We start from the raw sequence: 21730 nt of genomic DNA on the forward strand, positions 1-21730 counted from the left end.
CGGCTAGGGCGCGACCCTGCCGACCGCAAGCGGGAAGTAATCGTAGCGCTGGGTACCGACGCTGGCTTCCAGCATCAGCCCGCCGCGCACTTCCACGAACATGGCCACGTCCGGGTTGTAGCCGGGCGTGACCGCCTTGCCAACGGTGGCCACGCTGGCGTTGGCCTGGCCGGTGAACTCAAAGCGACCGCGCTTGAACTGGTCCAGGGCGGACTCGCTGCGGAAGAACAGAATCTTGCGGTCACCCTGAAGCCCCAGGTTCGCGCCCACAAAGGCTTCGACCATCAGCGCGCGGCCCGTTACTTCTCCGCCCTCCAGCAGCCAACCGGTACCGAACGCGCCGCCAAAGCCGGTGCCGGCACGCCAGTTGGCAGGGAATACGGCATAGGCCAGGGCCTGCTCAAAAAACGGGGTCAGTTCCTCGCGGGCGCGAAATGCTGCCAGCGCGTCGTCTACCGCCTGCGCGCGCTCCTCGTCATAGACCACCGGCTGCATGACACAGGCACTGGTAAGAAACAGTATCAGCACGACAAGACCGTGTTTGCAGCTTTTCATCGCTTGCACTCCAGGTGACCGGTGACCACGTCTGAGCCACCGGAAACGTTCCCCAGGATATCGACCCTGCCGAAGATGCCAGAGCGATGCACCAAGGTGAGGCCACTGTAACAGTGCCGCCACCAACCGCGATCACCGAAAAGATTGCGCAGCGGGAAATCCACCGTCGCCTCCAGGTAGTTGAGGAAATGGGAGGTGTCGCGGTCGCGTTTTTCCTGCTTGACCTGCTCCACGATAGGCACGCTGTCAGCATAGGAAAAACCGTAGCCAAACCCGTAGCGGAACAGTTCGCGATTGCTCCACGGCGAGTAGCCCGCACCCATCAGCATGATATAGGGGTTAATCTCCCAGAAATCGTCCTGCAGATCATTTTCCAGCCTGCGGTTGACCGAGACCCTGCCCCATACATCCAGGCGCTTGCCGTCCAGTGCCAACTTGCTCAGGGTGAGTCCGGCCAGGTAGGTGTGCACGTCGTCACTGCGTTTGAGCTGACCGCGATGCACCGTGTGGAAGGTCTCTTCCGCGGTATAGCCGTAATTGACGCGCCAACTCCATTCCCCTTCCCGTTCTGCATCGCGCCGGCCCGACTGGCGGTCATCAAGAACATTTCCGAATGCGTAGGCCAGGCCGATGGTGGTCGCGGGCAGCCAATCCTCATCTACCAGCGGCGAGTCGGCGACCACGTCGTCGAGACGGTCTACAGAGAGATTGGCAAACAGCCGCAGGCGCTTGGACATGCGATAGCTGGTGTTGACGCCGGCTCGCCAGGTTGTGGATGCACCCGGTCGATAGACCGGCAGGTCGTCCCGGGCTTCGCCCGCTGAAACACCGTAGTAATAGTCGGTGAGCGACGCGTCCCAGTGCACATAGCTGGCAAAAGGCGAGATGGTCCATTTTTCACCCACCCAGGTGAAGCGGTAGGTCAGGTCGATTTCCTCGCCATTGTGGCGATCCAGGGTATCGGTCAGCCAGGTTAATGAAACCTTGCCCCAATCCCCTGTCACACTGCCGCGAAGGCCACCGTCCAGGCTCTGCTCACGCTCCTCCACCCCGGCAAAAAAATCGTCGCGCTCGGGCTCCAGGCGGTCGAAGCGATAGGCGATCAGGGCGTCAACAGTGAAGCCCCCGGTGTCAATGAGGTGTACGCCTGCGGCACTGCCATGGGAAAAGAGGTACTTGCCCTCATAGAAGTAGAACGGCAGCAGGTCCGAGTCCTGTTCCGTCTCCTTTGAGGATATGTCGTCTATACCGCGATAGGGGCTGTTGCCAAAACGCCAGCCAAATCCCAGGCCCAACGTACCTTTGGGGATGTCTCCCGTGGCAATCTCGGTGACTGGATTGGTGGCGGTGGCCCACGGGGCACTGGCTGCCAGGCAGGACAACAAGAGAGCGCGAACAACGCCCACAATGGGTCGCACGCTAATCCGCACAAAAGACCCTGTTTTTTATCAGACGGCTGATTTTCAACTCCGATGGGCTACACTAAAGGCACGATATCCTAGCCGCTCGCGAGGCCATAACAAAGTGAATAAACGCCCACTCTTGACCCTGATCACCACATTCCTGTTGGCCAGTGCACCGGTGCACGCCCAGGCCCCCGCGCCCGGCAAAGCCAGTCTGGACGAGGCCTGGCCAGCCCAGACCCGCTTTTCCCCCTATGCCGGGCGCAACTTTCCGGGCCAGGTCTACTGGGGCGATACCCACCTGCACACCTCCATGAGTTTTGACGCCGGCGCCTTCGGTGCCCGACTGGACCCCCACGATGCCTACCGTTTCGCCAGGGGTGAGGAAGTCACCTCTTCCGGCGGGCTGAAGGCGCGGCTATCGCGCCCCCTGGATTTCCTGGTAGTCGCGGACCACTCCGACAACATGGGCTTCTTCCCCACCCTGCTGGGCGGTGAGCCATCCTACCTGGCCAACGCAACCGGCAAGCGCTGGTACGACATGGTACAGGCCGGCGGCGAAACTGCCGTCAACGCGGCGCTGGAGATTATCGCGTCTTTCTCCGACGGCAGTTTCCCGCCGGAGCTGGCGTCGCTGCCCGGTTCCCCGGTGTACAGCTCCGCCTGGAAGCTGGCCATTGACGCCGCGGAACAAGCCAACGACCCCGGTCAATTTACCGCTTTCATCGGTTACGAATGGACCTCGAATACCAACGGCGCCAACCTGCACCGGGTGGTGATCTACCGCGACGGCGGCGACGTGGCCAGCAAAAGCCTGCCCTACACCACGCTCAAGCCCGCTGGCAGTGACAACCCCACAGATCTCTGGAAGGAGCTGCAAAGCGTGCACGACCGCACCGGCGCTAACCTGCTCGCCATCGCTCACAACGGCAACCTCAGTAACGGCATCATGTTTCCGCTGGTGGACTCCTTTACCGGTCGCAAGATCAACAAGACGTACGCACAGACACGTATGAAATGGGAACCGCTGTATGAAATCACCCAGATAAAGGGTGACGGCGAAGCCCACCCCTTCCTGTCGCCCAACGATGAGTTCGCCGACTACGAGACCTGGGACATGGGCAACCTCACCCTGACCGAGGTCAAGACTGAGGACATGCTGCAATACGAGTACGGGCGTTCCGGTCTCAAGCTGGGCCTGCAACTGGAGGACAAGCTCGGCGTGAACCCCTACCAGGTCGGGTTTATCGGCTCTACCGACAGTCATACCGCGCTGGCCACCGCCGCCGAGGAAAACTTTTTTGGCAAGCACTCGGGCACAGAGCCCGGCCCCGAACGCATGACACACCCGGTGGGCTGTTTCGGCGACATGTGCATCTTCGGCTGGCAGCAGGCCGCAAGCGGCCTGGCCGCGGTATGGTCCACGGAGAACACCCGCGGCGCGCTGTTCGACGCCATGAAACGTCGCGAGACCTATGCCACCACAGGCTCACGCATAGTGGTGCGCTTTTTCGGCGGCTGGGAGTTTGACGCAGACGATGCGCGCTCCCGCACGCCCGGTGAGGCCGGCTACAGCAAGGGTGTACCCATGGGCAGCCTGCTGGGCAAAGCGAGAGGCGACGCACCAAACTTCCTGGTGGCCGCGCGCAAGGACCCATTCAGCGGCAACCTCGACCGCATCCAGATCGTCAAGGGCTGGCTGGACCGGAAAGGCAAGCCGCAAGAGCAAGTGTATGACGTGGTCTGGGCAGGCGAACGCCAACCCGGGAACGACGGCAAGCTGCCGCCGGTGGGCAATACCGTGGATGTGGCCAATGCGACCTGGACCAATACTATCGGGGCGCCGGAACTGATCACTGTATGGCAAGACCCCGACTTTGACCCCGAACAGCGCGCTTTCTACTACGCCCGGGTTCTGGAGATCCCGACCCCACGCTGGACGGCCTATGAGGCCAAACGCTTCACCGGCGCCGAGGTCCCGGAGGGCACACCCATGGTGCAGCAGGAGCGGGCCTACACCTCGGCGATCTGGTATTCGCCCTGATAACCCGCTCCTACAGTCATTGTCGCCCTTGATGTCAATGCAAGTGACCGCTTCCGCCTACTGAGCCCGGTCTGTACTGCTCTATAATGCACGGAAAAATAATGGAGCAAACGCCATGAGTGAAGACAGAATGATACTCAACAAGGCCAACATGGGCATTACCGAGGGGCTGCCCCTAGAGGCCAGCACGGGTGGTATCGATGAGCTGCGCAAGAATATCCAGATGCTAATGGATATCGAGGCGATCAAACAGCTCAAACACGCCTACTTCCGCTGCGTGGATACCGCCAACATGGACGAACTGGCCACCCTGTTCCACGAGGATGTGACCGTGGATTTCAAGGGCGGGGATTACCACTGGCAACTGCAGGGTAAAGACGAGTACCTGAAGAACATCGGCTTTTCCTTCAGCAAGCAGTCCATCGGGCAGCACCACGGCCACCACCCGGAGATCCAGATCCTGTCCGAGACCGAGGCCACCGGTATCTGGTATCTCGAGGATCGCTTCTGGGTGCTGAATCACAAGGCCTTCACCGAGGGCACTGTGCTGTACTGGGACCGCTATGTGAAAGAGAACGGCAAGTGGCTGATCCGGGAAACCCGCTATGAGCGCCTGTTCGAGTTCAGCGACATCCTGGATGAGGCGCCCACCCCGAAATCACACTACCTCGGCACCCACGGTACGGAACCGCAGTTCTAGGCTGCAATCGCCAGGGCCGCTCACTTCATCTTGCAGGAGCGGCCACTACCGCGATACGAGGCTAAAACGCCACGGCGGGAGGCGTCGAAGCTAGCCCAGTGCATCCTCGGCGACGAAGTACTTGGGATCCTCAATCACGTTGACCTCCACCAGGTTACCGGCCTTGCGCAGCAACTGCTTGCACTCTGCCGAGAGGTGGACAAGGTGCAGGGTCTTGCCGGCATTGAGGTAGCGTTCCGCCAGCGTGTCGATCGCCTCCAGACCGGAGTGGTCACAAACCCGCGACTCGGCGAAATCGATCACCACGTCGTCATTGGCCGCGGCCGGGTCAAACTGTTCCAGGAAGGAGGTGACAGAGCCAAAGAACAGCGGGCCGCTGACCGCGTAGACAGTCGAGCCCTTGTGGTCTTCCATCGCCTTCACCTGTACCTGCTTGGCGTGTTCCCAGGCGAACACCAGCGCCGACACAATCACCCCCACGACCACGGCCATCGCCAGGTCTGTGGCAACCGTCACCGCCGACACCAGCACCAGCACCATCGCGTCAGACTTGGGCACCTTGCGCAGTACCCGGAAGCTGGACCACTCGAAGGTGCCAATCACCACTATAAACATCACCCCGATCAGTGCCGCCAGCGGGATCTGTTCGATCAGCGGCGAAGCCACCAGGATAAATGCCAGCAGGAACAGGGCCGCTGAAATACCGGACAGGCGACCACGCCCGCCCGAGTTCACGTTGATCATGCTCTGCCCGATCATGGCACAACCGCCCATGCCGCCGAAGAAACCCGTCGCCACATTGGCGACGCCCTGGCCAACGCACTCCTTGTTACCGCGACCGCGGGTCTCGGTAATCTCATCCACCAGGCGCAGGGTCAGCAGCGATTCGATCAAGCCAATCGCGGCGAGGACTACCGCGTAAGGGAAGATGATAACCAGCGTTTCCCAGTTCAACGGTACCGAGGGGATATGGAACTGTGGCAGTCCACCCTTGATGGAAGCGACATCGCCCACCACCTTGGTATCCAGGCTCATGCCCACCACCAGCAGGCTTACCACCACAATGGCGGCCAGTGACGACGGGATGGCCGTGGTCAGGCGCGGCAGGAAGTGGATGATTGCCATGGTCAGCAGCACCAGGCCGCAAAGCATGTACAGCTGCTGGCCCTCAAGCCAGGCAACGTCAATAATCGAGCCTTCCATGAAGGTACCGGCCAGCCAGCCGGGCTCGCCGGGGGTGCCAAACTGGCCCAGCTGGGCGAGGAAGATGACGATTGCCAGGCCGTTGACGAAGCCCAGCATTACCGGGTGCGGCACCATGCGGATAAACTTGCCCAGGCGCATGGCGCCGGCGGCGATCTGCAATATGCCCATCAATACCACGGTGGCAAACAGGTATTCCACGCCGTGGTCCGCAACCAGCGCCACCATCACCACCGCCAGGGCGCCGGTAGCACCGGAAATCATGCCCGGACGGCCGCCAATGCAGGCGGTGATAAGGCCCACCATAAAGGCCGCATACAGGCCCACCAGCGGTTCTACCCCGGCGACAAAGGCAAAGGCTACCGCCTCAGGCACCAGGGCCAGTGCCACGGTGAGGCCTGAGAGCACGTCATTTTTAACGGTCGCGACTTTACTCGGGTGAATCTCGAACATCGGGTTCTATACCTAAAACTGTCATGCGCGGACCTTGCGGTACGCGGCAAAGAAGAAAACCAATCAGCGGAGGAGTTGTTATGCGCGGATGGGGAAGGCGGCGAATTCTAGGCTATCCGGCGCAGCTCCACCAGCCCGGCCAGCGTGAAAAATAACAACCGGGACCAAAGATTCGCTGGGCCGGGTTCACTGGTGAATGACCAATTCACTACAACTATCGCACAGTAATATCCGCATATTGCGACAGCGATGGTGGTACAGTGCTGCAGCAGTTTCTACCCCGGATTGAACGCCGGGTTGACTCGCCCCCTCTGCCCTCACACGCTGGAAATCCATGAACACTGTGTCTTTAAAAGACTATAAAACCGCCCGCTGCATCCTGCATACCGAAGACAAGTTCCTGCTGGCAATTCACCATCACACCAAAGCCAAGTCCAAAGGCAAATGGGGGCTGCCGGGCGGTCATACTGAATCCGGGGAGCATCTTGAAGATACGGTCAGACGCGAGCTGACAGAAGAGCTGAAAATTCATGTCGGCGACCTGCACAATATAGGTGACTACCCGCACAACAACCGCTGGCATCGCATTTACGGCGCCGAATACCATGGCCAGATTCTGTCATTCGATCGTAAGGAACTGCAGCAGATCGCCTGGTATTCCCGGGATCAGGTTTTCAATCTGCATGCCTGCCAACAGTTACATGCTGGCTGGGAGTACGCGGCAATTTGCGAGTTCCAGGACATATTGAATCCCGCAAAACCAAGTTAAACCGCCAGCCAATAGAGAGTTGTCTGCAGGTGGTTTGCAAATTTGCATTGGGATACGCGCGCCACCCCCGCCAAACAGCTTTACGACAACGACACGACAATTGTGCAGTTTCCGGCCGGTAAATACCGTACCCTGAGTTGATAAACCGATATCGAGCATATGAGGCTGGGCATGGCCAGAACCAATTATTCATTTGAAAAGCGGCAGAGAGAACTCGCCAAGAAAAAGAAAAAGGAAGAGAAACGCGAGCAGAAGGAAGCGGCACGTCGCAGCAAGCTGGACAGTGTCGAGCCGCCCCCTGCAAGCGATGACCTGCCTGTCAACTGATCCCCCGGCTCCCATCCGACTGACTGGCGCGACACGCGATAAAGGGTTGGATGACGCCTGCCATACGCCGGCGCGAGTACCCGTTTGTTCACTGCGGCAAGATTCCAGCGTGAACGCTGTTCCCGAAAGTCACCGCTTTAGTGAGCACTTTCCTGTACACTGGTGCCCTGACAGAGTTTCCACCACTACCTTCCTCCACTCAGCCTCATCCTCCGTCAGCAACTGACCGTTGTCAGGATTCCAGCCCCAAGGCTGTACAGACGGATAACGACACAACACGCCACCTGAAAAACGCGTTTTTTCACCATGCTCGAATGTCGGGCAGGGAGAGCACCACATGACGACTGTTCAACCATCACTTCCGATACCGGCAAGCATTACCTTGCTTCTACTGTTATTACTTTTTCTCCCGGCTGCGACTGTTGCAGAAGACGCAGCCGTCACTGTGCCGAATCACGCAACAGCCAAAAACTACGGCAAGGGATGGGAGTGCAACCAGGGTTTTCGCGAGGCCGGCGACGGCTGCGATCCGATTGTAATACCGGAAAACGCTTATCCGACCAACGCCATTTACGGCAATGGCTGGAAATGCGAAAGAGGGTACCTGGAGAGCGGGGGCGAGTGCCTTGCCATCAAGGTGCCTGCCAATGGATACCTGGCGGACAGGTCCTTCAAGCCGGGCTGGAAATGCGAGCGCGGATACCGGGCGACCAACAGCACCTGCACCGCGATCAAGGTGCCAGAGCATGGTTACCTGACCAATAGCGATTACGGGTCTGGCTGGAAGTGTGAACGCGGCTATCGACCCATCAGCGGAGAATGCATCGCCATTGAGGTGCCGGAGCATGGGTACCTGATCGATGCCCCCTATGGGACTGGCTGGAAGTGCGAACGCGGCTATCAAAAACATGAACAAGCCTGTCGTCCCGTGCAGGTTCCGAAAAATGCCTTTCTCAACGCCTCGGGAGACGGCTGGGATTGTGCCCGCAACTACACCCGGTCCCGCGACACCTGTGTATTCCGATAATCGCTAAACCGATGGTCATGAGCCGTGACCTGCAAGCAGCCCGGGGCGGAGGTTTGGCGGCGGACCGGGGTTTGGTCGTGGCCCAGGCCAGATCGCGGCTGTGGCCGCTCCCGGGGCCATTGAAGGCAGTGAAATCCCGACAGGACTATTCGGGCTGGCGCTGCAAGGTAGCCGATGGTAACTCGCCAAAAGCCACTCTGTAGTCGGCGGCGAGCTGGCCCAAGTGACGGAATCCGTGGAGCCGGCCAAGCTCTGCAACCCCGATGAGACTGGCATCACTGTGCAATAGCGCCCGGTTCAGCCTGTGCAATTTCAGCGCCTTGATGTAAGTCGCCGGGCTGACACCCAGCACGTCCCGGAACGCATTCTCCAGGGTTCTTCTCGAGGCACCGGCAACCGATGCAAGTTGTGCCACGCTCATGGAGCTGCCCTGCGCCGCCGTAATTTCGCGCACGGCCCTGTCGAGAACCAACCAGCGCTTGCCACGGGGAACCACCGGCTCGCGAACCTGGCTGGCTTGCAGGCATGCCAGCACCAGGTACGCCATTTCCCGCTCCACCAGCGCAGCGAACGGCGGATACGATGCTCGCTGTGTTGCCACCTGGCCCGGTGCGTATTGCGCCAGCAGCTGCCGCAACCGCAACAGTGGCGCTCCGCCATTGGCGCAGAAACCGCGCTCATCCGGCATCAATCTATGTAGCGGCTGATCAAAATGACGCTCCGCCACATCACTCAGCAGCGCTATTGGCAGGGTTAAGTGCAGGGTGTCGAGGCCCGCGCTGGAAACGGACTCGAAATCGCCGGCCAATGGCATGACCAGCAGGCTGTGTGGCGTTACCGACTCGCCACACCAACGCCATGATTGCGGCCCGACCCCGGTCGCCAGCAGCGAAACCGTGCGGTAGCCTGGCGCAACCGCACCGCGCTGGTAAAAACGGGCTGGCAGCACAGCGCGGCTGATCACCACCGACGATCCGGCAACCTGCTCAAGAAAAAATGGCGCAGTGGCCCGACTGAACTGGCAGAAGTCGAGTTCCCAGCCCACAGCCTGGGCCGCCAGCTCTTCAAAGAGGCGGAATTCGGCTCTGATCAAACAGCCGTTTGTCGCTGACTCACCCAAGCTGAAAACCTTTTTTGCGCAATATTGATATCTGCACCGCATTATAGCCCAGCGCGGTGGCCGAGTGAGGCGAGATCACCTAGGCTTGCGGGGAATCAAACAGTATTTATGACTCAGCTTTTGATGTTGGTGGCCTTGGCCGGTTCTATCAAACCGGTTTTGGGTGTTTGTGTCCGATACTGGAAATTTCGGGAAATTTACTTGGCAGCATCTGGTGCGTATTTGAGCAAAGTGGGTTACCACCAGAGCGCCAGCCAGTAATTCCTAAAGGAGATTATAAGGTGAAGATAAGATCATTTTTAACGACGGTAGCCTCAGTGGCCCTGGCTGCCGGTTCATTGGTGTCTAACGCCAAGGACATTGTTCACGACGCCGAGCACTATGTGCTGCTGGCACAGTACAAGGACAAGTGGGCGGCGCAGGATAAAACGCTGGACCAGAAGCTTGTCGAGCTGGAAAAGAAGCACGGTAAGCGACCGAATATCATTCACATTATGTGGGACGATACCCCGGTCGGCGAGATAGGAATTCCGGCCATCCAAAAAGTACGTGGCTGGGAAACGCCCAACATGAACCAGTTGGCCGCCGACGGCATAAATTTTATGCGCATGTACACTGAGCCCTCATGTACACCGAGTCGGGCGGCGGTGATGACCGGCCGTCACGCCAAACGCAACGGCATGTATAACGTGGGTTTTCCCTATGAATATGGCGGACTGGCTGCCGAGGAAGTAACCATTGCAGAGGTGCTGAGCGAAGCAGGCTATGCCACGGCCTTTTATGGCAAGTCTCATTTGGGAGATGTGGAGTCCAGCTACCTGAATAATCAGGGCTTTGATGAAGCGTTGTGGACCCCCTACAACCAGGTACCCAGCTTGTATGTACCCCGCGCGCAGATCGGCGCCTTGTCAGCGGCCGTCATGTTTCCTGAAATGTTTGGTGAAGACCCCTATGACATCGATAACGGCTGGAGGCCCGATGGTTATGTCTGGGCTTTGGAAGGCAAGAAGGGAGGCCCGGTTCGCGAAGTGGGTACACCACCTAACCACGATGATTACGTGGCTTTGGAGGACGAGTTCTGGAAGCGCGCGTCGGAGTTTGTGCGCAAGAACGCAAAAAGTGACAAGCCTTTCTTTGTCGCACTGTGGCCCCAGTTAACCTCCTTCATGGGGTTTCCCGACCGCGTGACAGCCGGCGGTGGTTTGTTGCAGGAAGCGCTGGCCCGCATGGATGTCAGGGTCGGCAAGTTGATCAAGGAACTGGAAGCACTCGAGATTGACGACAACACCCTTGTCATTCTGATGGCTGACAATGGCCCCATGACGCATAATGGCCCACCGGGAATGGTGGAAACGCTATACACCGGTGGCAAGGGCGACTACACAGAGGGTGGAGTGCGCGTCCCCGCTATTGCTTACTGGCCGGGGGTTATCGAACCTGGTCAGATCATAGGCGATATCATTCACGAGACCGACCTGTTCACTACCTTCGCTACCCTGGGCGGCGCTACCAAGCATATCCCGCGAGACCGTATTATCGATGGTGTAAACCAGACGGCGCTGCTCCTGGAAGGCGATACGCAGAGCCGCCGGGACTATGTGCATATCTACACGGGTCCTGTATTGGCGGCCACCGTAAAAGGGCGTTACAAGAAGCATTGGACCGGTGCAAAGCCGGGTCTGTCCGGTCCTGAGTTTTACGACCTCTACAGTGACCCCAGGGAAGCTAGTGGCCAACTGCTGCCCATGTTCCCGGCCAAGAGTATGTTCAATATCATGAAGGTCCGTCACCTGCTAATGAAAGAGAAGTACCCCGACAAGGGCCAGAACCGCGACTTCCCACTGAAAGGCATCGAGAATGCGCGGCCTGAAACTATTGAAGCTAGCAAAGGCAGGGTTCTCTCTGGCGATGCGCCTTTCGATCCGAAAGACGTTATCCAGAATTTGCCGGAATGGGACAATGTGGACCGTGGCTGGGGTCTGAGCGAGTAATACCGCATCTATGGTCTAAGGGCCCTCGCCATGGCGGGGGCTTTTTTTGCCTGCACATCGAATAAGTAGATGCGTAAAAAAACGGGGACAGACCCCGGTTGGTTAATCGTGTCCTGCCCCCAGCTTCCCCTATCGTGATCTGAGCGTGAGTGCGTTTGGAGAATGGAGTAGAGCAGTGGTTTGAACCTGAGCGGCAGATTCGCTTGGTCTGAATAAATTCATTTGTCAGTACCCACTGGCGATGTGAGCGTTGACGAGCGTGACGCTCATTCTTTTAGATGTTGCTCAAGGAAGCTTAACAATTCACGGTAAAGCTCGTTATTGGCTGACTCTAGACAATAACCGTGGCCTCCGCGCTCGTAGTATTGGCTGTGCACATCGACTCCGGATTGCTCGAGGGCGGCTTCCAGTGCCCGGGCGTGCTCAATCGGGGCGCGCTGATCATTCCGGAACCAGAGGCCAGCAGCGAAACCGTGCGGTAGCCTGGCGCAACCGCACCGCGCTGGTAAAAACGGGCTGGCAGCACAGCGCGGCTGATCACCACCGACGATCCGGCAACCTGCTCAAGAAAAAATGGCGCAGTGGCCCGACTGAACTGGCAGAAGTCGAGTTCCCAGCCCACAGCCTGGGCCGCCAGCTCTTCAAAGAGGCGGAATTCGGCTCTGATCAAACAGCCGTTCGTCGCTGACTCACCCAAGCTGAAAACCTTTTTTGCGCAATATTGATATCTGCACCGCATTATAGCCCAGCGCGGTGGCCGCGTGAGGCGAGATCACCTAGGCTTGCGGGGAGTCAAGCAGGTCGTTAGTCATGATTCAGCATCCGACGCCATTTCTTACACTCCTGATCGTAGTGTTGGTCGGCAACTTTTACGGTCATACAGCCGCAGCAGCCGACAACCTCCCGGAAGCACAGTATCGCGTGCTGGCCTGGGAAGAGCTGGTGCCAGAGGACTGGGAGCCACCGGTCATACCCAGGGCCCATAACGAGGCCCGGGCAACCCCGGTCGATCCAGCAGCTGCGGTGGCCTCACTTGATCAACAACTGGTGGCCCTGCCGGGATTTATGAAACCGGTGGTCTTTGCAGAGAACCAGGTCTCTGAATTTATTCTGGTGCCACTGCTGCCGCATCACACCCAGCATCACGCTCACCTGGACGTCAACCAGATGGTCTACGTGAAGCTGCTGGAGCCTCTGCGTGTAGAAAACCCGATGACCCCGTTGTGGGTAATCGGCACCATGACGGTGCAATCGGTCTTCACTGACGAGGGGCCCGTCGCTTACCGCATAGCCGACGGCGTCACCACCGAGTACGAGTATTAAGCTCACACCTTGATAGACAGGAGAATCAAAGTGAAAACAACACTAAAAGCCACCCTGGCATCCATGCTCTTGGCCGGCTCGATGCAGGTTGCTGCCGAACCGCCCGCGGTACAGGAGCCATCCTCGCCGGAAGCCATCCAGAAGGCCCTCAGCGGCGGCGTGCCCATGGGTCGCTGGAAAGAGGGCCTGCTGTTTGAGGGCATCAGCCCGCACCCCTGGCTGACCAGCGCAGCAAACTGGTTCCCCGGCACCGAGGAAGTCCAGCCGCACGAGATGCGCATTACTTTCATGGGAACTTCGCCCACTATTCGTCCTGGACAGATGAACACCTCAATTTTTGTTGAGCTAGGCAACGGCGATAACTTTATTTTCGACATTGGCGAAGGGTCTGTTGCCAACTACACCGCCGCGCGCGTCGCCCTTAACCAGATGAATAACATCTTCATCACCCACCTGCACGTGGATCACTATGGCTCCCTGCCCTATGTGTGGATGTTCGGCACCTGGTCCGGCGGCTGGCACAAGCCCATTACCGTACACGGCCCCTCCGGGCGTACCCCCGAGTTCGGCACCAGGGCCATGGTTGAAGGCATGAGACAGATGACCGCCTGGCACCGTGACGCCTTCAGCGTGTTCCCCGTCGGCAAAGGCTGGGATATCCAGGTGAAGGAGTTCGATTTCGCCGACAACGGCGGCACTGTCTATGAGCAGAACGGCGTCAAGGTTATTCACTGGCAGCGCTCCCATGCCAAGGACGGGGCCTCTGCCTATCGCCTCGACTGGCAGATCAACGACGAGGAATCCCTTTGCTTCGTCTGGACCGGTGACGGCCGCCCCAGTGAGCTGGACATCAAGTACGCCAAGGGCTGCGATGTTTACGTTACCGAGCTGCAGCAGGAAGTAGTGGAAATCAACTCCGGCGTGCAGGGCGTGCCACCGTTCCTGGCCCGCTACACCATCGATACCCACCACACTCCGGGCTATGCCGTTGGTTATCTTGCCGACAAGATCAAGCCGCGTATGCTGATGACCACGCACATGACCTTTGACCCCTGGCTCAACGAGGAGACGGTAGCTGAGGTACGCCATCACTGGGACGGCCCCTACCACTTCGGCGCCCCGGACGGCATCGTGGTGAACGTCACCACCGACCAGATCTGGGTACGCGAGGGCATCCTGCCGGACTTCCCCAACCAGCGCGCGCCGCAGCAGGATTTCACCAACGGCCAGTTGATTGTGCCGATGCCGCCCACAGATCGCAGCAAGATCCAGAATGCCTGGGTGCGCGAACAGCAGATCGATCCCGACAAGTACTACCCGAAAGGCTACAAGCCCGAGTTGCTTGAGGAGTGGCCGGCTGAGACCGATATCGTGGCACCTGTAGAGGCCCTGCCGGAAAACCTGCGCAAGAGCATGGGTGGACACTGGGAATTCACCCAGAAAAACCGCAAGGCGCTGGAAGAAATGAACAAGTAGTTTTTTTCAGAGCTGACAGAGGGCCCTGCGGGGCCCTTTTTCACGCCTGCCCTTCGCGCCCCTGATCCAGGCAGGCAGCATCGCTGAAACCTGGCGCGACCATAGAACGGTCGATACTGGGTAAGATTCTCTGACCCGCGACCTGGACCAGCTCGCGGCTGTGGCCGCGCCTGCGGTGTATCCGTCTGGTGACAGGTGGGTTTAGGGACTAGACTGTTTGGGAACCCACGGCGAGAGACGACAAACATGGCTCTACTTATTGCAGGTGTACTGTTGTGGTCAATCGTCCACCTCGTCCCCGCCATCGCCCAGGCGCTCAGGCAGTCACTGCTCGGCAAGCTGGGAGAGAATGGCTACAAGGGCCTGTTTTCCCTGCTGCTGATCGCCGCCATCCTGATGATGGTGTTCGGCTGGCGCAGTATCGACCAACCCACCTACCTGTACACGCTGCCGCTGTGGACCCGCCACCTCGGTATGCTGCTGGTACTGGTGGCCTTCATCCTGTTCGTGGCATCGGGCATGGCCACGCGCATCAAGCAGGTCCTGCGCCATCCGCAGCTGACCGGGGTGCTGATCTGGGCGGGAGCCCACCTGATGATGAACGGTGACAGTCGCTCGCTGGTGTTATTTGGCGGCATGGGTATCTGGGCCCTGCTGGAGATCGTACTGATCAACCGCCGCGATGGCGCGTGGGTGAAACCGGAAGTACCCGGTATGGCGCAGGAAGCAAAGCTGCTCGCCATCAGCCTGGTGGTATTCGTGGCGGTGGTTTTCGCGCACCCGTGGCTGGCTGGCGTCGCGATTCGTTGATCAGAACTGCCCCAGCGCCTTGCCCACCGCCTGGAAAAAAGCCATGCGCTGCTCGATACGCTCCACGGTCACCTCGTCCTTGGCCAGCTTGACGGCCAGGGTGAGCTGTTCCATGGCGGGCTGCATGGCGCCATTGAGGAAGAAATACTCCGCGCGGGATTGATGCAGCCCCAGCCGATCGCCTGCCAGGCCCTGGATTTCGGCCAGCCAGTACCACAGTGTGGCATTGGTAGGCTTGCGGCGGGCGTGCTCCTTCAACAGTTTGTCCGCCTCGGTGTAGCGGCCGGCCTTGAAATAGGTCTTGCCCAGCTGGATAGTCACCGGATGGTTGCCGGGCATGATTTCCAGGCCGCGCCGCAGCTTCCTGATCGCCTCGTCATAACGCTCCTGCTCAAGGTCGATTTCGGTTTCCGCCAGGGCATACGCCAGGTTGTCGGGTTTGAACTCGCGCATGGGTTGCAACAGCGCGCGGGCCTCTTCGTATTCGCCGTTTTCAGTTAGCGCCAGCACCAGGCCATACTGGGCGGCAACGGCCTGGGCGCCGTGGCTCTCCTTGCGCAACTTGCGGAAGTGACTCACCGCCTCGGCAGAATCATCAATGAAACTCAAATCGGCGCGCGCTCGCATCAGCTGGAATTCGGGGTTGTCCTGGTACATGCGCCGGGGATACTGGGCCGCCCTGTTGCGGGCATCGGCAATACGCTTTTCAGTCAGTGGGTGGGTGAGCAGGAACTCGGGAGGCCGCGAACCGTAAACGCGCGATTGCGCCTGCATGATTTCGAACATGCCGGCAGAGCCGTGGGGATCCAGGCCTGCCGCTACCAGGTTCTGCATACCAATCCTGTCCGCCTCCTGTTCATGCTGGCGACTGTAACGCAACGAGGCATCCTGCGCCGCGGCCTGGGAACCCGCCATGGCGGCCATACCGGCGTCGCCGGCGCCGGCCGCGGCGGCCACCAGGCCGGTGAGCAGGCCAACCATGGCCATCTTCTGCGAGCGCTGGGCGTTCTCCATCCCGCGAGAAAAGTGGCGCTGGCTCAGGTGCGCCAGTTCGTGACCCAGCACCGAGGCTAACTGGGACTCATTCTCCGCCGATAAAATCAAACCGGTATGCACACCCACTACCCCGCCGGGCACGGCGAAGGCGTTGATAGTCTTATTGTTTACCAGCACGATTTCGAGGCGCCGCTCGCGCAGCTGGCTGGTCTCGGCCAGGCGGTACACCAGACTTTCAATATAATCCTGCAGCTGCGGATCGCTGACCAGTGGCGCCTGCCGGCGAAACTGCATCAGCCAGGCGCGCCCCATCAGGTACTCCTGCGACAGCGGTACGGCATTACCCTCACCAAAGTCTGGCAGGCCCTGCTGCTGGGCGTGAGTGGGCATGGCGAAGCCCAGCAGGCATAGGGCGATGAAGAAAACGCGGGACATGGTCAGGTTACTCTCTTTGCATTGCTTGATTTCAACACCAGCACCCGCTCGCAGCTGTGGCCGCTCCTACAGGGGCTCGTGACATCGGGTTACAGCGGGGCCGTCATGGTGAAGCCGATGCCGATGCGATGGTGGTTTGGTCATAATCGATAAGGCTCGCGGCTGTGGCGGCTCCTGCGGGTGCTGGTGTCACCGGGTTACAGCAGGTCGGTCATGGTGAAGCCAATGCCGATGCGATTGGTGGTTTCATCATAATCGATCAGGCTTTCACCGTAGCCGTTGAAATACTGCACGTAGCCGCGGAAACGTTTGGTATTGGGCAGGGGAAAAGTCCAGTCCAGCTGGATAGCGCCCTTGTTTTCGCTATTCAGGTTATTGCGCAGAGTGAAGCCGAACTGGTGTTCATGCCACTTCCACACACCCTGCAGATCACCGTAACCCATGTAGTGGTACATACGCGGGTTGTCATCGTCTTCCTCATCTTCCGGCAGGCGATACCAGGCCCGACCGGTAATCAGGATATTATCGCGCTCAAAGGAAGCGCTGCCGATAATACGGTTCCAGCTGCGTGAGAGTAGCTCGCCGCGACCGTTGGACTGGTGCGTCAGGCTCAGGCCCAGCATGGTGTTGTTAAAGCCGAATATTTCCCAGTCGTTGTCAAAAGCCAGGATCGCTTCCGGCTGGTAGTTGGTCTCCCGGAACGGTGCCGATTCCTCGGAGTTGTAGACCTGCCACCAGTTCTCCTGCGTGTAGGCCCCCCACAGGTTGGTGCCCTTACCGAGGATATCGCGCCAGATGATAGCCTTGAAACTGATCTGGAACTTGGCCTCCACATCGTCCATCTCCGCGTCGGGGTACAGGTCCGTCCACGCCTCCTCGTTGATATTGGAGTTGTAGGTGACCGGCAACAGGTAGTTGCGCCGGTGCGGTGTCACAATCCAGGGGTTCTCTGCCAGTTTTTCCTCGGCGTCCAGGCGGGCGGCGAACAGTTCGTCTTCCTCAGGCGGCGCAGGCAGTGCGGCGGCAGGGGCTGCGGGCTCGTCCGCGGATAATTGTTCAGCCTTCTGCTCAATGGCCAGCGTGTCATAGCAGGCCAGGCGCTGCAGGTCATCCTCTATCAGCGCGCACTCTGCAAGCGTGGCTGCGGCGGCGGGATGAATGACAAACAACAGGCCAAGCGCAGCAAACGGGCCATACACTGATTTCATATTCGGAGTCTCGGCAAACGAAAGCGCAATCATACGCCTACAGCGGCGCGCGCCCAAGCGGATCAGCCAACGGTGGCGGGAATATCACCCTGCTCACCGCGCACGGCAAGCGACGGTAAGCGCTTCACACCCCGCCACGCAGATACTCGGCCAGGCGCTGCTGCGCCTGGTCACCGAACAGGATAGCGCAGGCTTCCTCCAGCCCGGGAGCATGCTCGATGTCTCGACGCCGAACCACCTGTTCGATCTTGGAGCGTCGACGCATGAAATCCTCCAGCTTGACGATCATCTCGCGACGACCCGCCAGTTCGATTTCACAGCGCGTGTACTCGGCATTCTCAATCAACAGGCTGGCACAGGTCTCGTCTTCACGGATTCGCTCCAGCAAGCCAAAAGCCGCGGTACCATAGCGACGCCAGAAACGCTCCGACAGGGGCTCCGAGGAACTGGGGTCGGTCAGGCTGTCCAGGTTCATCAGCTTCGCCTGCAGCATGAACTCGGCGCGCTCCTCGGCAGAGGGCTCCCCGTACCAGACATTTTTCGGATAGGGGACGATGACCCCCATGGCCGCCACTTTGTCCACGACCTCGTCACCCACGTTGAGGCAGTCCGTCAGCTTGCCGCCAAAAATGGTGAGGTGCCGGTGCAGCTCGCTTTGTTCGATGACATGCTTGCGCGACAACTGCACCCAGTCTGCCTCGCCTGACATATCTTCCGTGGCCAGGGGGCGCACGCCGACCCGCTCCGCCACCACGTCGTCCATGGTCAACGGTTTGTCCAGGTCGAGCAGCGCGTTGACGTTGTCCAGCACGAACTGGCGATCCTCATCGGTCACGCCCACGTCCGGGTCCGACACCTGGGTGTCCGTGGTGCCGATACAGGTCTTCGGTCCCATCGGGATAAGGAAGAACAGGCGCCCATCGCTGGCAAAAAACGTCAGCACGCGCTGGTTATCGGTCACCCTGTCAACGATAAGGTGAATGCCCTTCGAGAGCAGGTGATGGTGGCGAGTACGCTCACCGCTTATCTGGTTGTGCTGGTCGGCATAGGGGCCACAGGCGTTGACCACGACCCGGGAGCGAATCTGCAGGGTGTTACCGCTGATGGTATCCCGTGCGTTGGTATACCACAGCTCCCCGACGCGCCGGTTGTCTACGGATTCCACGTAGTTGGCCGCAATGCAGCCGTAGTTGAGCGCAGTGCGGATGAAATTGAAAACGAAGCGCGCGTCGTTGTCGTACAGATAACAGTCCGAATATTCCAGCCCGCCGGCAGCGTTGGCGGTATTGACCACGGGCTCCATGCGCTCCAGCTGGCGACCGCTGAAATAGCGCGGCGGCCGGGTCTGGAAACGGCCCATGATCCAGTAGAGTACCGCGCCGAGGTAGACGAAAAACGCAGGAAACCGGAAACCGCGCTGGATGGTGGTGAAAAAACGTATCTCTTTCACCGTGGACGGGTACGCCCGCATCAGTTCATTGCGGGACTTGCACAGCTTGTTGACCAGCAGGTACTCATGGCTCTCGAGGTATTTGATACCGCCCCAGGCCAGGTTGGAAGAACTGGAACTGACGCCACTGGCAAAGTCCTCGCGCTCAATCAGCGCGACCTTGACCCCGCGCCCTGCCAGCGCCGCGGCAGAGACGGCACCGTTGATGCCACCACCGACAATGAGCACGTCATAGACCTGCTCGCCAAGCTTTTCCAGATTGGTATTGCGCAAGCTGACTGCCATGAATCCCTCCCCCTCGCAGCGCACACTCTACAAGTTCCAGTGTGACTCGCAAAGCGCAACGAAGCGCGTGGCAGCCCGGCTCAATTGCTTGCCCGCGCGGTAGTAGATGCCAACCTGCTTGTCTATCGAGCCAAAGGAGACATCGTCAATGATATGAAACGCTGCGCAATCCGGGTGCTCCTCAAGCAAGCGCCGGTCGATAAAGGCCACACCCATGCCCTCGCGCACCATATGAATGCGCAGCTGCAGGCTGCTGACTTCCCATACCGTACTGAACTGGTCGCGCAGGCGCTGTATTGAAGGGCGCAGGTCCGGGTTGTCCAGGGCCGAGGTTATCAGGGGCGTCTGCTTCAGCGCGTCGGCATCACCCTGTTTCATCTCTTCGAAACGGGGGTGGCCCGGGCTGACCACGAGGTGCCTGGAGTCGGTGTACAACGGCACCGTGGCAAAGGCCTGCATGTCTTTCTGGAAAGGCCCGAAACCCAGCTCCACATTGCCGGCCAGCACCGCGTAAATGATATTGCGCGCCGGCATTTCCATCACCTGCATGCGCACCTGCGGGTATTCGCGGTAGTAGGCGCTGGTCAAGCCGGGCGCATGGAACCGGTTGATGGACGCGCTGAGGGCCAGGCTCAGGGTTTCGGACTGCCCCTGGCGCAGCTGGGCAATATCTTCCAGGGTCTGCTGCTCGCCGGTGAGTACCTCGAAGGCATGGTCGAACAGGCGACGGCCGGCATCCGTCAGGCGTAAATCCTTGCCGCGGCGGATCAGGGGGGTACCGAGTTTGTTCTCCAGCCCGGCAACCGCCTGGCTGACCGCCGACTGGCTGATATGCAGGGACTCCGCCGCGCGCCGGAAGCCGCCTTCCTCGATGACGGCGCGAAATGCCCGTAACTCACTGTTTTCAAAGCGCATATAAGGCCCGCTAATACATTGATAAGTAACATTAACCCACCTGATCATTTTCGTCGCTATACTGTGAAAAATTACCATTTTCGAGAGTCCCAACCCATGTCCGAGAACTCCTCCCTATTTTCCGCTGACCTCGCCGGGGTCGTCGTAGGCGAAACCGCTATTTCCGACGTACAGGGAGACAGTGGCCTGCTCAGCTACCGCGGTATCGACATCAATGACCTTATCGGCACGCCATTCCTGCACGTTGCCTGGCTGGTGATATTCGGGGACTGGCCCACGGAGGCCGAAAAACGCAATCTGCGCACCTTCATGTGCGACCACGCGAGGCTGACTCACCCCGAGCAGGACCTGCTGGGACATGTGCCGCGCGACCTGCACCCCATGCTGATGTTGCAGGGCGTGGTGCCGCTGCTGCAGATGCCGGAGGAGGAGACGCTGGGCAAGGGTCTGGATGCCGAGCACGGCCTGTTTATCGCCGCCAAGATTTCCGCGCTGATCGCCGCCCACTACCGGCTCAGCCAGAACAAGGTCATCCTGCACCCCACCGCAGGTAAGCTGCGCCACGACAACTTCCTCACCATGTTCCACGGCAAGGCGCCCAGCCGCGAGCAGGTGCGCATGCTGGACGCCGCGCAGATCCTGCAGATGGAGCACAGCTTCAATGCCGGCACCTTTGCCGGGCGGGTTTGTGCCAGCACCCTGGCCCCGGTGCAATCCTCCATCTCTGCGTCCATCGGCACCTTGTTCGGGCGCCTTCACGGCGGTGCCGACCAGGCAGCCCTGGAAATGGCCATGGAAATCGGCAGCCCGGAGAAAGCCGAGGCCTACGTGCAGGAATGCCTGGCAAACAAGGTAAAAATCATGGGCATGGGCCACCGGGAATATCGCACCGTTGACCCACGCGCAAAAATCCTCAAGCCGATGGCCATGGAACTGTGCACCGACCCCGAGAGCAAAAACCTGCTGGACACCCTGGTGGCAGTCGAAGCCGCCTGCCAGAAAGAGTTCGGCAGTCGTGGCAAGGAGATCTGGGCCAATGTCGAGTTCTACAAAGGTGCGGTATTCCACAGCCTGGGCATCCCGACACACTATTTCACCGCGATGTTCGCCATGGCGCGCGTCTTCGGCTACGTGGCGCACTTCCTCGAGTTCCGCCAGGACAATTGCCTGATTCGCCCCCGCGCGGCCTACACCGGCAAACCCACTGCGGCCCGGGACCAGTCCGCAGCCTGAGCGCACC

Annotated in this window: 19 protein-coding genes; 10 read left to right on the top strand and 9 right to left on the bottom strand. The window is 59.6% G+C overall.

The window, feature by feature from the left end; genetic code table 11:
* Positions 1-3: 3 nt before the first annotated feature.
* Together F0M18_RS14570 and F0M18_RS14575 are read right to left on the bottom strand one after the other, a co-directional pair.
* Positions 4-555 carry a lipid-binding SYLF domain-containing protein gene (locus F0M18_RS14570; RefSeq protein ID WP_149612187.1) on the bottom strand — a complete coding sequence of 184 codons (552 nt, stop codon included), beginning with the start codon at positions 553-555 and terminating at the stop codon, positions 4-6.
* A complete protein-coding gene (locus F0M18_RS14575; RefSeq protein WP_188109734.1) occupies positions 552-1973 on the bottom strand; it encodes a MipA/OmpV family protein in 1422 nt (473 codons plus the stop codon). Before F0M18_RS14575 ends, F0M18_RS14570 begins: the two co-directional genes overlap by 4 nt.
* Positions 1974-2079: 106 nt before the next feature.
* On the opposite strand from F0M18_RS14575, the gene F0M18_RS14580 reads away from it, so the two are divergent.
* Together F0M18_RS14580 and F0M18_RS14585 are read left to right on the top strand one after the other, a co-directional pair.
* A complete protein-coding gene (locus F0M18_RS14580) occupies positions 2080-4002 on the top strand; it encodes a DUF3604 domain-containing protein (RefSeq protein WP_262500962.1) in 1923 nt (640 codons plus the stop codon).
* A 115-nt stretch (positions 4003-4117) separates the two neighbouring features.
* Complete coding sequence (locus tag F0M18_RS14585; RefSeq protein ID WP_149612190.1) at positions 4118-4702, top strand: nuclear transport factor 2 family protein; 585 nt, start codon at positions 4118-4120, stop codon at positions 4700-4702.
* A gap of 90 nt (positions 4703-4792) precedes the next feature.
* Here F0M18_RS14585 and F0M18_RS14590 read toward each other — a convergent pair whose 3' ends face one another.
* Positions 4793-6358 (bottom strand): SulP family inorganic anion transporter, encoded by a 1566-nt coding sequence (locus F0M18_RS14590; RefSeq protein WP_149612191.1) that lies wholly within the window; start codon positions 6356-6358, stop codon positions 4793-4795.
* Positions 6359-6692: 334 nt separating this feature from the next.
* On the opposite strand from F0M18_RS14590, the gene F0M18_RS14595 reads away from it, so the two are divergent.
* The 3 genes from F0M18_RS14595 to F0M18_RS14600 all read left to right on the top strand — a co-directional run bounded on the left by F0M18_RS14595 (position 6693) and on the right by F0M18_RS14600 (position 8481).
* Complete coding sequence (locus F0M18_RS14595) at positions 6693-7127, top strand: NUDIX hydrolase (RefSeq protein ID WP_149612192.1); 435 nt, start codon at positions 6693-6695, stop codon at positions 7125-7127.
* 171 nt (positions 7128-7298) lie between these two features.
* Entirely contained in the window at positions 7299-7454 is a 156-nt protein-coding gene (locus tag F0M18_RS19990; RefSeq protein ID WP_188109735.1) for a hypothetical protein, read from the top strand.
* Positions 7455-7791: 337 nt separating this feature from the next.
* The gene (locus F0M18_RS14600; RefSeq protein WP_149612193.1) at positions 7792-8481 is read left to right on the top strand and encodes a hypothetical protein; all 690 of its coding nucleotides are present in this window, start codon (positions 7792-7794) and stop codon (positions 8479-8481) included.
* A 145-nt stretch (positions 8482-8626) separates the two neighbouring features.
* Here the strand turns inward: F0M18_RS14600 and F0M18_RS14605 are convergent, their stop codons facing one another.
* Entirely contained in the window at positions 8627-9574 is a 948-nt protein-coding gene (locus F0M18_RS14605) for a helix-turn-helix domain-containing protein (RefSeq protein WP_188109736.1), read from the bottom strand.
* Positions 9575-9882: 308 nt separating this feature from the next.
* On the opposite strand from F0M18_RS14605, the gene F0M18_RS14610 reads away from it, so the two are divergent.
* A complete protein-coding gene (locus tag F0M18_RS14610) occupies positions 9883-11592 on the top strand; it encodes a sulfatase-like hydrolase/transferase (RefSeq protein ID WP_149612195.1) in 1710 nt (569 codons plus the stop codon).
* Between the two features lie 266 nt (positions 11593-11858).
* On the opposite strand, the gene F0M18_RS20195 is transcribed toward F0M18_RS14610, so the two are convergent.
* Positions 11859-12143 carry an alpha/beta hydrolase family protein gene (locus F0M18_RS20195; protein ID WP_149612398.1) on the bottom strand — a complete coding sequence of 95 codons (285 nt, stop codon included), beginning with the start codon at positions 12141-12143 and terminating at the stop codon, positions 11859-11861.
* Between the two features lie 259 nt (positions 12144-12402).
* On the opposite strand from F0M18_RS20195, the gene F0M18_RS14620 reads away from it, so the two are divergent.
* The 3 genes from F0M18_RS14620 (at position 12403) to F0M18_RS14630 (ending at position 15201) form a co-directional block, all read left to right on the top strand.
* Positions 12403-12915, top strand: coding sequence for a DUF3299 domain-containing protein (locus F0M18_RS14620; RefSeq protein WP_149612196.1), 513 nt, complete (start codon positions 12403-12405; stop codon positions 12913-12915).
* A gap of 30 nt (positions 12916-12945) precedes the next feature.
* Complete coding sequence (gene gntH, locus F0M18_RS14625) at positions 12946-14391, top strand: guanitoxin biosynthesis MBL fold metallo-hydrolase GntH (protein WP_223177990.1); 1446 nt, start codon at positions 12946-12948, stop codon at positions 14389-14391.
* 246 nt (positions 14392-14637) lie between these two features.
* Positions 14638-15201, top strand: a complete 564-nt coding sequence (locus F0M18_RS14630; RefSeq protein WP_149612197.1) for an NnrU family protein — start codon at positions 14638-14640, stop codon at positions 15199-15201.
* Here F0M18_RS14630 and F0M18_RS14635 read toward each other — a convergent pair whose 3' ends face one another.
* The 4 genes from F0M18_RS14635 to F0M18_RS14650 form a co-directional block, all read right to left on the bottom strand.
* Positions 15202-16632, bottom strand: coding sequence for a M48 family metalloprotease (locus tag F0M18_RS14635; protein ID WP_149612198.1), 1431 nt, complete (start codon positions 16630-16632; stop codon positions 15202-15204).
* Positions 16633-16829: 197 nt separating this feature from the next.
* Entirely contained in the window at positions 16830-17840 is a 1011-nt protein-coding gene (locus F0M18_RS14640) for a phospholipase A (RefSeq protein ID WP_188109737.1), read from the bottom strand.
* A gap of 124 nt (positions 17841-17964) precedes the next feature.
* A complete protein-coding gene (locus tag F0M18_RS14645; RefSeq protein WP_149612200.1) occupies positions 17965-19575 on the bottom strand; it encodes a glycerol-3-phosphate dehydrogenase/oxidase in 1611 nt (536 codons plus the stop codon).
* A gap of 27 nt (positions 19576-19602) precedes the next feature.
* Positions 19603-20490: a LysR family transcriptional regulator gene (locus F0M18_RS14650; protein ID WP_188109738.1), complete on the bottom strand. Its 888-nt coding sequence runs from the start codon at positions 20488-20490 to the stop codon at positions 19603-19605.
* A gap of 96 nt (positions 20491-20586) precedes the next feature.
* Between F0M18_RS14650 and F0M18_RS14655 the strand changes: the two genes are divergently transcribed.
* Positions 20587-21723 (top strand): citrate/2-methylcitrate synthase, encoded by a 1137-nt coding sequence (locus tag F0M18_RS14655; protein ID WP_149612202.1) that lies wholly within the window; start codon positions 20587-20589, stop codon positions 21721-21723.
* The last annotated feature ends 7 nt before the right edge of the window (positions 21724-21730 follow it).

Origin of the sequence: Pseudohalioglobus sediminis (assembly GCF_008370495.1) — a bacterium.
Classification (GTDB): Bacteria; Pseudomonadota; Gammaproteobacteria; order Pseudomonadales; family Halieaceae; genus Halioglobus.